We start from the raw sequence: 12869 nt of genomic DNA, 5'->3' as shown, positions 1-12869 counted from the left end.
ACCTTACACCTTCTCTTTCACATTTTTGCCGAGGATACCAGCTGGACGGATCAGAAGAATGACAATCAAAATCGCATAGACAATGGCATCGCGGAAATCAGATAATCCAAGCGCTGTCGCAAAAGTCTCCAAAAGACCGATAACAAAGCCACCAAGCGCGGCACCAGGAATGATTCCAATACCACCGAGAACGGCCGCTACAAAGGACTTAATACCTGGAGTCATCCCCATCAAAGGCTCCAATGAATTATAGTAAAGGGCAATTAGGACACCAGCAGCCCCTGCAAGAGCTGACCCCAAAGCAAAGGTGAAGCTGATTGTCCGATTGACATTGATTCCCATGAGCTGGGCAGCATCACTGTCTACAGATACAGCTCGCATAGCCTTACCCATCTTTGTCTTCTGCACGATGAACTGCAAAGCCACCATGAGGAAAATCGAAATTCCCAAAATCAGCAACTGAATATTTGAGATAGAAATCGGCCCTAAGTTAAAGCGTACTGTTTTAATAACCTGTGGGAAGGAACGAGTATTGGCACCGACAAAGAAAATCATGCCATACTCGAGGAGAAAGGAGACCCCAATGGCTGTAATCAAAGCCGCAATCCGAGTCGAATTACGCAGAGGACGATAGGCTAAAAACTCAATAACCACACCGAGAATCGCTGTCCCAATCATCGCTAAAATGAGAGAAAGGAAGAAATTAAACTTCAAGATATTAATCAAGTAATAACCCATAAAGGCACCAATCATATAGATATCGCCATGAGCAAAGTTAATCAGCTTAATAATCCCATAAACCATGGTATAACCCAAAGCCAGAAGCGCATAAACACTACCCAGGATTAGACCGTTGACTAATTGTTGGAGCATTAGACACCACTCTTTCTATAATAAAATAAGGAATGGGAGAAAAATCAGCAGACTAGGTCGTGATTTTATCATCCCACTCCCAAAATACGAATAATAGTTGATTGAGAAACGAAGAAGAATAGATTATAAAACAATACTCTCTCAAATCCGCAGATTCATAAAGAAAGAAATCATCTACTAACTTGCTCAAGCAACTAGAAATAGAAAACAAGTCAAAGACTGGGATAGCCCCAGCCTCATAACTCTTATTCCGCTTTAACTGTTTCTACAGTATCTACTTGACCGTCTTTCAAGCCAATCATCAGAGCTGTTTTCACTGGATTGTGGTCTTTATCAATAGTGATTGAACCAGTTACTCCATCGAAACCTTTAAGCTTAGCCAAGTTGTCTTTGATATCTACAGAAGTTTTAGCACCTTTGGCTGCTTCTGCTGCCATATAAACAGAGTCATATGCCAGAGCTGCAAACATAGAAGGCTCTTCTTTGTACTTAGCTTTGTATGCTTCAATAAACTTCTTAGCTTTTTCTGACATTTCACCAGAAGTTGTAAAGCCAGATACATAGTAAACATTTGTAGCTGCAGCTGGAGTTGCTTGCTCAACAAACTTAGCATCACCAAAGCCATCAGGACCAACGATTGTTTGGTCGATACCCAAACCACGCGCTTGATTGACAATTTTACCAGCTTCTGTATAGTAACCTGGAACAACCAGAGCGTCAAATTCTTTGCCCTTAATCTTTGTCAAAGCAGCTTGGAAGTCTGTATCCTTAGATTGGAAAGTTTCTGTTGCTACAATCTCACCCTTGAATTCCTTCTTGAAGGCATCCGCCATTCCTTTAGCGTAGTCACTGGATTGATCGTAGTAAAGAACTACTTTCTTAGCTTTCAAGTTATCAGTAACATACTTAGAAATGATTTTACCTTGGTAGCTATCAATGAAGGTTGCACGGTAAAGATAATCTTGCTTGTTGGTCAAATCATCCTGAGTCGCACTTGGTGTAATGATTGGTACACCTGCTTTAGCAGCATTTGCAGTAGCTGAAGCAGTAGCTCCAGAAGTCGCAGGACCAATGATTGCATTTACCTTGCTTTGGGTAACCAAGCTAGTAGTGATGGTAGATGCTTCAGCTGTTTCTGATTTGTTATCCTTATCAGTAACTTCAATCTTCTTGCCATCTACGCCGCCAGCAGCGTTGATTTCATCAACGGCCAACTGAGCACCATGTTGTTCAGCTGTACCGTAGGCTGCTACTTCACCTGATTCTTCAAAGTTAAAACCAAATTTAATCGTATCGCCAATTTCTGTACCAGTTGCTGTTGAGTTGTTATTGGATACTTCTCCACAAGCTGCGAGAAGAGCCGCACTAGCAAAAGCTACTAGGGATAGTGCAAATTTTTTCTTCATTAGGAAATCTCCTTAAGTGATTTGATTGATGATATAGTAAGAATATATCGAATTATCTGACAATTGTCAACCCTTTATAGAAATTTTATCAAATGATAACGTTTTCTTGCTCTCTATACAGGCTTCCAACAAAGTTTTGATCTAGTTCTTTTATGTGAGAAATCCGAACTTGCTTAACGTAGCGCTCCTTGGGCAGATTTTCCTGTAAGTTCTGGGCTTCCTCTTGATTGACATAGAGATGCAGATAGCGATGCTTCTTAGAATGATAAATAATATCCCCAAAGTTAGCTAGCTTTTTGGCATCTCGATTATAGTAAAGATAGACAATCAAGCCCACTCTTTCTCCTCTCTCTATCATAAAACTCCTTTCCGGTCCATGTAGTTCTTAGATGATTATAGCAAAGATAGGTCAAAAAAACTAGCCCTCAAAAGCTTTATAGTCAGCTTAAAACACCAGAACTTGGTAGCTTGTCAGATTCAAAACAGCAAAAAAGGAGCCGCTTTTGGCTCCTCCTCTGTTAGCTCAGATTGCTATTTTCCATGATTTCGTCAATAAAGCCGTATTCCAAGGTTTCCTGAGCACTCATCCAGTAATCGCGTTCCGCATCCTTATGGATTTGCTCAACGGACTTGCCAGAGTTTTCGGCCAAGATTTTTTCCAAGGTATTCCGAGTTCTAAGCAAGTGCTCAGCTACAATGGCCATATCCGTTTGCTGGGTACCACTTCCAGCTCCGCCCATCGGCTGGTGAATCAGATATTCTGCATTTGGCAGCATGAAGCGTTTGCCCTTAGCGCCACTGGAAGCAATGATTGTTCCCATGCTGGCAGCTACACCCATAACAATGGTCTGAACATCAGACTTGATGAAGTTCATAGTATCCACAATGGCCAGACCTGCTGAGACAGATCCCCCCGGCGTATTTACATAGAGGTAAATATCTTTAGTATTGTCTTGAGCGTCCAAGAAAAGGAGCTGGGCAATGACTGAATTAGCCATATTATCCTCGACTGGGCCAGTCAGCATGATAATCCGATCTTTTAATAGCCGGGAGTAAATATCATAGGAGCGCTCCCCTCGGCTGGTTTGTTCAATAACTACAGGAATCATAGTTTTCTCTCTTTCTCTTTTTAAAATTTTCTATCAAACTAGGAAATAGAATTTCAAATTACGAGACTATTATATCCTTTTGGTCAAAAAAGGTCAAATAGAAACTTTTATTTAGTTCCGAACAGACGATCTCCTGCATCTCCCAGTCCTGGTACGATATAACCATGGTCATTGAGATGGTCATCCAGAGCCGCTGTGAAAATATCAACATCTGGATGAGCTTCCTGCAAGGCTTTTACTCCTTCAGGTGCAGAAACCAAGCAGACAAATGTAATATGGCTAGCACCACGTTTCTTCAGAGAATCCACAGCCAAGATAGCAGAACCACCCGTAGCTAGCATTGGATCTACAACAAAAATCTGACGTTGGTCAATATCTTCTGGCAACTTGACCAGATATTCAACCGGCTTCAGGGTTTCTTCATCACGGTACATTCCGATATGCCCAACTTTAGCTGCTGGAACCAAGCTCAGAAGTCCATCCACCATGCCAATACCAGCCCGCAGGATTGGTACAATAGCTAATTTTTTCCCTGCAATCTGCTTTTGAACTGTTTTCGTAATCGGTGTTTCAATTTCTACATCTTCAAGTGGTAAATCGCGCAAAACTTCATATCCCATGAGCATTGCGATTTCATCAACTAATTCACGAAAAGCCTTGGTAGAGGTATCTGTACGACGCAAGATAGACAATTTATGCTGAATTAGTGGATGAGCAATAACTTCAAGTTTTCCCATGATTGGATTTCCTTCTTTCAATTTATTCTTCTTATTATATCAAAAAAAGAGTGAAAAGGCTTGCTATAAGCAAGCCTTTTCAAAGATTTTCTTCACCTTACAGCCATTCTCTATAGCGCTTGATATAAAGGTGTTTAACAAGGGTTACACTAACCATATAAAGCGCAATAATCAAGAGGAGGAAAAGGAAATAAGTGCCGTTCAGCGGAGCCGTCTTCAGAACTGACGCAAAGAGGCTGTATGGCAAGGAAGTAACAAAGAGAGCTGCTGCCATAGTGGTAACAATGACAGACAAAGCAGGACGGCTTTGCACAAATGGCAACTTAGATGAGCGCAGCATGTAGATAACCATGGTCTGGGTCCACATAGACTCAATGAACCAGCCTGTTTGAAAAAGAGTGATAAAGGTCTCTGCCTGTCCACTACCTGCTTGATAGCTACCTCCTGTTATCATAGGCACGATAATAAAGTAGAGCACCAGATAGGTCAAAACATCAAAAACGGATGAAATCGGTCCAATCCAAGCCATAAAGCGGGTAATAGAGTTAGCAGACCAAATCCGTGGTTTCTTGAGAAATTCACTGTCAACGTTATCGAAAGGTAAAGCTATACAGGACAGGTCATAAACCAGATTGAGGACAATCAGATGAACTGGTGCCATAGGCAGAAAAGGCAGAAAAATGCTGGCGAAGAGAAGAGAAAAGATATTCCCAAAATTGGAACTGACTGTCATCTTGATATACTTGGTCATATTGGCATAGACCTTGCGTCCTTCTACCAGACCTTTCTCCAGAACCATGAGGTCCTTGTCAAGCAGAATGACATCTGCTGTTTCCTTGGCAATATCGACAGCTGTATCAACAGAAATACCAACATCTGCTACTTTCATAGAAGGCGCATCATTGATGCCATCACCCATGTAGCCAACCTTGTGGCCATTGGCCTTGAGTTGGAGAATAATCCGAGCTTTTTGGTCAGGTGAGAGCTTGGCAAAGACTGTTGTGTCCTCCACTGCCTGACTCAATTCTTCATCAGATAAGGAATCCACCTCTACACCCAGCAAGATATTGTCCACATCTAACCCAACCTTTTCACAGACTGCCTGGGTTACCTTATCATTATCACCCGTCAAAATCTTAGTGGCAACACCGTACTCAGCCAAGGTTTCAATAGCTGGAGCCGCAGATGACTTAGGAGGATCTAGAAAGGCCAGATAGCCCGTCAAAATCATGTCAGATTCATCCTTCACTTCATAGTCGTAATCTTCTTCTAAGTCTGACTTGTAGCTAACACCAAGCACGCGCAGGCCTTGCTCATTGAGTTGAGCCACTTCCGCAAGGATTTCTTGACGAATCTCCTCAGTCAATTCCGTAATGCGTTTCTTGTATTCTACATGGCTAGAGATAGCCAGCATTTCCTCCAAGGCCCCCTTGGTCACCATGCTGATGACATCCTCATCATCCTTAACAATAACGCTCATACGACGACGCTCGAAATCAAAGGGCAGTTCATCAATTTTCTTAAAGGTTTGGTCTAGATTACGGACAATCTCATGCTTTTCTGCTTCTTTCTCCGTCCGATTGATAATAGCCCGATCCATGAGATTTTTGAGACCCGTTTGATAGTAGGAATTGAGAAAGGCACGACGGAGCACTGCTAAGTCCAAATCACCATGAATATCCAGCGGGTATTCCAAGACTATCTCGTCCTGGGTCAGTGTACCCGTCTTATCCGTACAGAGGATATCAATAGCTCCTAGGTCTTGGATGGCATTCAGCTTCTTAATCACGACCTTTTCCTGAGCCATGATAATAGAACCTTTAGCCAGGCTCGCTGTGATAATCATGGGCAGCATTTCTGGAGTCAGGCCGACCCCAACACTGAGGGCAAAGACACCTGCTTCCAGCCAGTCGCCGTCTGTCAGACCGTTGATGAAGAACACGACCGGAACCATGACGAGCATCAGACGAATCAAGAGCCAGGAAATGCTATTCATCTCGCGCTCAAAAGAGGTCGGCTCATCATAGGTGTTAAGCGTCTGCTCAATGGCTCCCATCATGGTCTCATCGCCAACCACCAGCACCAGAGATGTAGCTCTTCCGGAAATAACGTTAGTTCCCATAAAGGCCAGCGACTCTGTTTCTAAAAGGCTATCTAGATTTTGCCCATCCGACTTGGCCAGACAGACCTTTTCTACTGCATCACTTTCCCCTGTTAGTCCAGACTGCTGAACAAAGAAATCACGCGAATCCAGTAGCAGCACATCTGCAGGAATCATGTCTCCGGCACTAAGCTTGATGATGTCTCCTACAACAAGCTCATCAATCGGCAGTTCCTGCTCTGTTCCTTCTCGAATAACTGTAGCCGTGTTGACAATCAGCCGAGACAGATTGCTAGCAGCGCGGTCGCTCCGCAATTCCTGAACAAAACGAATGCCTCCAGAAATCAGCACCAGAACAACAATGATGATGGAAGTCGTCGGATCTTCCTCACCAGGCTTAGCCAGCCAAACATTGGTCACTAAAGACACTAGGGCAATCACCAATAAGATGACTGTAAAGGGGTTAATGATAGACTCATAAATTTTCTTTAGAATAGAGTCTTCCTGACCCTTTGTGATGATATTTTCACCATAAAGGTCACGATTTTCTTCAACCTGTTCTTCTGTCAGGCCTCGAAAAGAACTCTTGTAAAAAGCCAGAGTTTCTTTTACAGGAAGCTGCAGGGCAGCAACTAATCTTTCTTTTACTGTTTTCATTGGTTTCTCCTTGATGTATGATTGATAAATTTCATACACAGGAACCAATCACTTTATAAGGACAGAACGACACAAATCAGCGATTGGCTGTGTATGTGCGGTTCCGGATAATCGTCAATTTGCATCGCGTGTCTCCTTTCTTAATTTATAAAAACAATTAAAAGTCCCAAGATGCCTGCAAGACGTCAAAATTGGCATTCATCTTCTGTGTCCAATCTTGCAATTCTGGAAAATTTTCTTTCAAAGAAAATCCAATAACTTCTTCACGTAAATTCCACCAATCTACAAGAGCAACTACTTGGATTGTTGCAATATTTAAAGAGAGCCCTTGCTCAGTAGCCAGTTTCTCTAACAAAGACAAACTCCGTATATTTCTCTCTTCAATTTGCTGATGTCTGTCTTTCCACCAATGTTCTTTTTCATGGAAAAATTTTTCCGCAACAATCGGCATTGTATTTTCCAAAATTCCTTCAGCAACGGACAGTATATTTAAAACATGCCATTTCTCCATTCCATTAGGGAAAAGTGAGACTTCCTGACCTAGTTCGTCTAAATATTGAGAAATTAAATCACTACCATATAACCATTCTCCACTGGAAGCTTGAAAAGCAGGAATTCTACCTAAAGGATTATCTTGATTGTGCGGTGAATTTCTATCAAAAGCCACCTGAACTTTCTGAATATCCACTTGCTCCTCTAAATGATGGTGTAAAATTGTAACATATACTTTACGCGCAAAAGGACTGGTACTAGAATACCAAAATTTCATTATTCCTCCTCTTTCTTGTTTCTTAAGAGGCAGGCAATCAACTATTTACTCTCTTGAAATATTTTCATCAAAAAAAGAATACCCTGCCAATTTCTCGGCAGGGTTGTTTGCATGTCAGGTTATTCGCTTCATTGTTTTAAGCACAGATAAAGCAAGCATTCACCGTTCAAGCTTTAACTCCATAAGGCGATGAAATGAGCTTAGTCTTGACCTTGGCGATCAGGACTGTTAACCAACGAGTAGTGTCTCCACTGCTTTGCGGTAGTCATCCGTATCCTTATGGTAGCCTCACCTACCGATTTTCCACTATTACTATACTCCTCTTTGGGAGGATTGTCAATCATCTTTTCTCGCTTGAGATAAATTTCAAAAATATTTTGATTTATTTTGGCAATACCTCTGCAATACGGGAGCAGATTTCTTCAACCATGGTCTCTGGAGCAGCAACATTTAAGCGGGCATGACCTTTGCCTTCTTGACCAAAATCACTTCCTCTATTCAGGACGACCTTTGCCTCTTCTCGTAGCAGCTGAAAAAGCTGGTCATCTGTCAGGCCATAATCTGAAAAGTCCAGCCAAATCAGATAAGTCCCTTGAGGCTTCATGACCCGCAGACGCGGCGCTTCCTTGGCAAAATAATCAACCACAAAATTCACATTCTTCTCAAGAACTTCCTTGAGCTCCATCAACCAAGACCAACCGTAACGATAGGCTGCTTCTGTAGCTAGAAATCCAAGACCAGGAATTTCATGCTGGTTATTGGCCAGCTGGCGTTTTTTAAACTGATGCCGCAAGTTAGGATTCTCAATCACAGCATAGGAATTTTTAGTCCCAGCAATATTAAAGGTCTTAGTCGCACTTGCTAAAATCAGACTAAAGTCCTTAAAGTCAGGCGAGACAGTATTGAAAGACTGATGCTCATGGCCAAACAGCGTCAAATCTTGGTGAATTTCGTCTGAGACCAGGAGGACGCCATACTTTTGGCAGAGGCGGCCAATTTTCTCTAACACTTCCCGTTCCCAAACTCGACCTCCGGGATTGTGCGGATTACATAAAACATAAATCTTGACTTCATTGTCTGCAATGTCCCGCTCCAACTGCTCAAAGTCAATCTGAAAGAGACCATCCTGCTCTATCAAAGAATTGGTAATAAGCTGACGATTATTGAGCTTGACACTGCGGGCAAAAGGAGGGTATACAGGAGTGTTGATTAGAACGGCATCACCTTCCTTGGTAAAGGCTTGGATAGCCGTTGAAATAGCAGGAACAACCCCCTCTATAAATACCAAAGCATCCCGTTCAAAAGTATAGTCGTGCTCATCCCGCTCCCAATCTAGAACAGCATTGATTAACTCTTCACTGGCATAGGTATAACCATAGACTAACTGATTAGCGTAGTCATGAACGGTTTGCTGGATTTCAGGCAGGACTTCAAAATCCATATCTGCAATCCAGGCTGGCAGAACCTCTTTGTCCTTCTCCGCTTCTTTCCATTTATAAGTATGATACCCTACACGACAGGGTGCTTTTTCAAAATTATATCTTCCCATATTATTCACTCTCCAAGGCTGCGCGTAAATCGTCGACCAAATCTCGACTATCCTCAATTCCAATCGACAGGCGCAGCAAATCATCTGTCAAGCCATAAGAATGACGCACTTCAACTGGAATGTCTGCGTGAGTCTGGGTCGTCGGATAGGTAATCAGGCTCTCCACTCCACCCAAACTTTCCGCAAAGGTAAAGACTTTTAGGCTATTTAAGAGATGAGGAATCTTCCCTTCGTCCACAACTTTAAAGGAAATCATCCCCCCCTTGCCTGGATAGAGAACCTCTTTGACCGCAGGAGATTGCTTCAGAAAAGCGACTACTTCTTGTGCATTCTGAGTAGATCGCTCCATACGAAGAGCCAGTGTCTTGAGACCGCGCAAAAGCAGATAGCTGTCAAAAGGAGACAGGACTGGCCCAGTTGTATTGAGGTTATAGAAAAGCTTGTCATAGATAACAGCATCATTGGTCATGATGGCTCCAGCCAAGACATCATTGTGCCCGCCCAGATACTTGGTCGCAGAGTGCAGAACTATATCAGCTCCATCCTCCAGCGGTCTTTGGTAAATAGGACTGTAGAAGGTATTGTCCACAATGACAGCTGCTCCTCGCTCATGAGCCGCCTGGGAAATGCGGGCAATGTCAAACTCTACCATAAGAGGATTGGTCGGTGTCTCGATATAGACAATATCTATATCCTCTGTTAGACTATTCAGAAGTTCTTCTTCTGTATTGGCATAGGTAAAAGCAAAGCGCCCTTCCGCTTCAGCCTGAGCAAACCAGCGGAAAGAGCCGCCATAGAGATCCCGAACAGCCAAAACCTTGCTGCCGACCGGAAAGGCACTAAAGGCCAGCACAATAGCCGACATACCAGAGCTAGTCGCTAGGGCATAATTTGCACTTTCGATAGCTGCCAGAGTCTCTTCCAAGCTAACCCTTGTTGGATTCTTGGTTCGAGTATAGTCATAACCTGTTGACTGACCAAACTCAGGGTGCTGGTAGGTCGTTGAAAAATGCAGGGGTGTTGTTAAAGCACCGGTTGTTTCATCTTTTTTAACCCCAGCCTGAGCCAGTAGTGTATTTAATTTTACGTCCTTACTCATATTAACCTTCCAATCCTTCGCTAATATTTCACCCTCTATTGTAACATCTTTTGAAAACATTTTTCTTTTTTCTTTTCAAGAGCTAGCTATAGTTTGAAACTATAATGTTAAAGTTTTAGAAAAACAAATCTAAAAATAAAAAAGCCTTATGGCTTTTTAATAGATATGAAAGCGTCTATTTAGGATTTTGACTCTATCTTAGAATTTTTCTTATAGGCATGATATTCGTCATAAGTCTCTAAAGAGGGAATGTTATTCACGTCAGACTGATACTCATCAACATGCTCATGGTATTCTTCTTTAGCAACAAATGGGTTGTTTATATAAACTTTGATATGGATATCTGAACTACTACGTAATAGACCAGAGGAAATAACCTGATTGGTTACAATGGTATAACTGTCTTGTCCATGTTCAAAGTAAGTTATACGATGGTGTTCTGAGACTAGTAAAAGAGCTATAGTTAAAACAAAACTTGTTATAATCCCAGTTAAAGTTAATATTAAGTTAATAAAAAACATCCAACCTCTATTTTCCTTCCTCAGTAGTAAAAACCAAACCGGAAGAACAAAAATACAAACGAAACAAAGTATATAATCTAAGAAATAGAGTCTAATAAAAGTAAAGCCCCAGAGAATAAAACTACCGTATGCAAAAATACTCCTCTTTCCTCCTTTTACATAATAAAGAACGAGGACAGACTCTATCAATAGAGGAATCAGAATATAAGAAAGCATACTTTGGACAAAAACCAGTATGTATAAAAGCATTATTTCCTCCTAGAAATAACTCTTATTTCTATTTTATTGAAAGACAAAACTAAATAAAACAGCCATTTGTGTGATATTTCTTTATAGCAAAACAAGAGTTGCCAGACAACTCTTGTAAAATTTATCTAATTCCAAAGCGTCGACGCAAACTAGCTGCCTTTGATCCAATAAAGCGATCCATAAGGCGAACTTTGAGCGCCAGACCGCCATAGACAGCGAGGCCGATACCCCCAATCAGAGCGATATAGACAAAGCTGGAAATCCGTCCGCTAGGATGAAGGAAGAGACCGATAAGAAGCTCTGCCACCAAGACAAAGATGCACATCAGAACTGTCAGAATCACTGACAGGAGACTCCGTTTAAAGAGGTTCTTAGGATTCAGACCTGTTACCTTGCGAATTTCCTGATACATGAGCAGGATTGGGATAATCAAGCCGACTGTCGTCGCAAGAAGAGGACCATAAGCTTTAAAAATATAAATCAATGGCACTTGAAGCACCAACTTGACTCCTACTCCATAGAGGAAGTAAATAATCGCCTTTCTATTCTGGAAGAGGGCCTGAATCATCGGAGCCAACACCGTATATAGACTGAGGATAATGGTCTGCAGCATAGCAAAGATGAAAAGTCCCAGGGCTAAGCCATCTGGCTTGCCATAGAAGACAGTATACAGAGGCTCAGCAACCAAAACAGCACCAATAGTAGCTGGCAAGATAAAGAAAATCAGCATGCTGAGATTGTCCTGCACCAAGCGGGCAGCCGAGCGAAAATCACCTTTGACATAGTTCTCGGTCAGAAGCGGAATCCCGACACCACCGATAGAAGTAGCCACTGCAATTAAAATCATGGTAATTTTATTAGGATTGGCTGAGAAATAGGCAAACTGAACCAGCAGCTCGGACTTGCTGTACTTGCTGATCCAGCCCATGACATGGATAAAGGTAGCTTGGTCAATAATCTGAAAAAGCTGAATGGCAGATCCTGTGATAATGAAAGGAATAGCTTCTCGGATGGTATCCCAGAGGAGGGCACGGCCATTAATTTCCCCTGCATTGGCAGGCTTATGAAGGATGGAAATCAGCATCCCTGTCTTCCAGAGATAGAAGGCTAAGACAGCCATGCTAGCCAGCATACCGATAAATGCTGCAAATGTTGACTGGGTAACCGCTTCTACATAGTTGCCAGAACCGATTTTCATGATGAAAAAGGCTGTCAGCAGCATCCAGATAACCCGAATGACCTGCTCCGCAATCTGACTGATGGCATAAGGCTTGAGATTGTTAAAACCTTGGAAAAAACCTCGGATAACGCTCATCGATGGGAATATCAAAACAGCCAAAGACAGACTCTGCATGACTGGCACCAAGTCTGAACCACCGCCAGACATAGAAGCGAAAACTGGTGAGAGCAGGTACATAATCACTGCAAAGACAGCTCCCAAAAGTAGCATAAACTTGAGAAACTCGCGAATCAAAGTAAAGCTGTGCTCTTCCTTGTCAATGGTATTGTACTTAGCCACCTGCTTGGCCACTGCCACTGGCACGCCGGCTGTCGAAATCAGTAAAAACCAGGCATAAATATTGTAGCCCATAGTAAAAAGGCCGTTGGCCTCAGCACCGTGCTTGCCCATCCAGATATACCAAGGAATGATATAGATGGCCCCCAGAAGACGACTGATAAAATTGCTGGCAGTTAGCCAGGCAGTTCCCCGCAGCATCTGCTGCTGCTGGCTTGTTGTTTCTTGGCTCATAGAAAACCTCTTCTATTTATTCTTCTTTTATTATAAACTTTTCCTTGCC

Annotated in this window: 11 protein-coding genes and 1 riboswitch; all 11 genes read right to left on the bottom strand. The window is 42.4% G+C overall.

Annotation, left to right across the window (positions count from 1 at the left end; translation table 11 throughout):
• Positions 1-3: 3 nt before the first annotated feature.
• Positions 4-873: a branched-chain amino acid ABC transporter permease gene (locus tag MFP28_RS03270; RefSeq protein ID WP_002897070.1), complete on the bottom strand. Its 870-nt coding sequence runs from the start codon at positions 871-873 to the stop codon at positions 4-6.
• A 245-nt stretch (positions 874-1118) separates the two neighbouring features.
• Positions 1119-2279: an ABC transporter substrate-binding protein gene (locus MFP28_RS03265; RefSeq protein ID WP_002905927.1), complete on the bottom strand. Its 1161-nt coding sequence runs from the start codon at positions 2277-2279 to the stop codon at positions 1119-1121.
• Between the two features lie 88 nt (positions 2280-2367).
• Positions 2368-2637 (bottom strand): YlbG family protein, encoded by a 270-nt coding sequence (locus MFP28_RS03260; RefSeq protein WP_002905925.1) that lies wholly within the window; start codon positions 2635-2637, stop codon positions 2368-2370.
• Positions 2638-2797: 160 nt separating this feature from the next.
• Positions 2798-3415, bottom strand: a complete 618-nt coding sequence (locus MFP28_RS03255; RefSeq protein WP_223310285.1) for an ATP-dependent Clp protease proteolytic subunit — start codon at positions 3413-3415, stop codon at positions 2798-2800.
• A gap of 80 nt (positions 3416-3495) precedes the next feature.
• On the bottom strand, positions 3496-4125 hold the full coding sequence (gene upp / locus MFP28_RS03250) for a uracil phosphoribosyltransferase (protein ID WP_002894672.1): 630 nt from the start codon (positions 4123-4125) through the stop codon (positions 3496-3498).
• Between the two features lie 97 nt (positions 4126-4222).
• Entirely contained in the window at positions 4223-6883 is a 2661-nt protein-coding gene (gene mgtA, locus MFP28_RS03245) for a magnesium-translocating P-type ATPase (RefSeq protein ID WP_032915803.1), read from the bottom strand.
• Positions 6884-7040: 157 nt separating this feature from the next.
• Positions 7041-7652, bottom strand: a complete 612-nt coding sequence (locus tag MFP28_RS03240; protein ID WP_002905922.1) for a glutathione S-transferase family protein — start codon at positions 7650-7652, stop codon at positions 7041-7043.
• A gap of 150 nt (positions 7653-7802) precedes the next feature.
• Positions 7803-7959: riboswitch (M-box (ykoK) riboswitch) on the bottom strand.
• Between the two features lie 75 nt (positions 7960-8034).
• A complete protein-coding gene (locus MFP28_RS03235) occupies positions 8035-9201 on the bottom strand; it encodes a MalY/PatB family protein (protein WP_032915802.1) in 1167 nt (388 codons plus the stop codon).
• 1 nt (position 9202) lies between these two features.
• A complete protein-coding gene (locus tag MFP28_RS03230) occupies positions 9203-10360 on the bottom strand; it encodes a cystathionine gamma-synthase (RefSeq protein ID WP_002905920.1) in 1158 nt (385 codons plus the stop codon).
• 119 nt (positions 10361-10479) lie between these two features.
• Positions 10480-11070 carry a hypothetical protein gene (locus tag MFP28_RS03225; RefSeq protein ID WP_002905919.1) on the bottom strand — a complete coding sequence of 197 codons (591 nt, stop codon included), beginning with the start codon at positions 11068-11070 and terminating at the stop codon, positions 10480-10482.
• A gap of 121 nt (positions 11071-11191) precedes the next feature.
• Positions 11192-12820 (bottom strand): putative polysaccharide biosynthesis protein, encoded by a 1629-nt coding sequence (locus MFP28_RS03220; protein ID WP_002905918.1) that lies wholly within the window; start codon positions 12818-12820, stop codon positions 11192-11194.
• Between the last annotated feature and the right edge of the window lie 49 nt (positions 12821-12869).

This window comes from Streptococcus sanguinis, from assembly GCF_050234405.1.
GTDB lineage: Bacteria > Bacillota > Bacilli > Lactobacillales > Streptococcaceae > Streptococcus > Streptococcus sanguinis_W.
This window is presented reverse-complemented; position numbering and strand designations above follow the sequence as displayed.

Bases quoted from the DNA above. Each gene is read 5' to 3' on its own strand.
- MFP28_RS03270 (WP_002897070.1), bottom strand. From the start codon at position 873: ATGCTCCAACAATTAGTCAACGGTCTAATCCTGGGTAGTGTTTATGCG.
- MFP28_RS03265 (WP_002905927.1), bottom strand. From the start codon at position 2,279: ATGAAGAAAAAATTTGCACTATCCCTAGTAGCTTTTGCTAGTGCGGCT.
- MFP28_RS03260 (WP_002905925.1), bottom strand. From the start codon at position 2,637: ATGATAGAGAGAGGAGAAAGAGTGGGCTTGATTGTCTATCTTTACTAT.
- upp (WP_002894672.1), bottom strand. From the start codon at position 4,125: ATGGGAAAACTTGAAGTTATTGCTCATCCACTAATTCAGCATAAATTG.
- mgtA (WP_032915803.1), bottom strand. From the start codon at position 6,883: ATGAAAACAGTAAAAGAAAGATTAGTTGCTGCCCTGCAGCTTCCTGTA.
- MFP28_RS03240 (WP_002905922.1), bottom strand. From the start codon at position 7,652: ATGAAATTTTGGTATTCTAGTACCAGTCCTTTTGCGCGTAAAGTATAT.
- MFP28_RS03235 (WP_032915802.1), bottom strand. From the start codon at position 9,201: ATGGGAAGATATAATTTTGAAAAAGCACCCTGTCGTGTAGGGTATCAT.
- MFP28_RS03230 (WP_002905920.1), bottom strand. From the start codon at position 10,360: ATGTTTTCAAAAGATGTTACAATAGAGGGTGAAATATTAGCGAAGGAT.
- MFP28_RS03225 (WP_002905919.1), bottom strand. From the start codon at position 11,070: ATGCTTTTATACATACTGGTTTTTGTCCAAAGTATGCTTTCTTATATT.
- MFP28_RS03220 (WP_002905918.1), bottom strand. From the start codon at position 12,820: ATGAGCCAAGAAACAACAAGCCAGCAGCAGCAGATGCTGCGGGGAACT.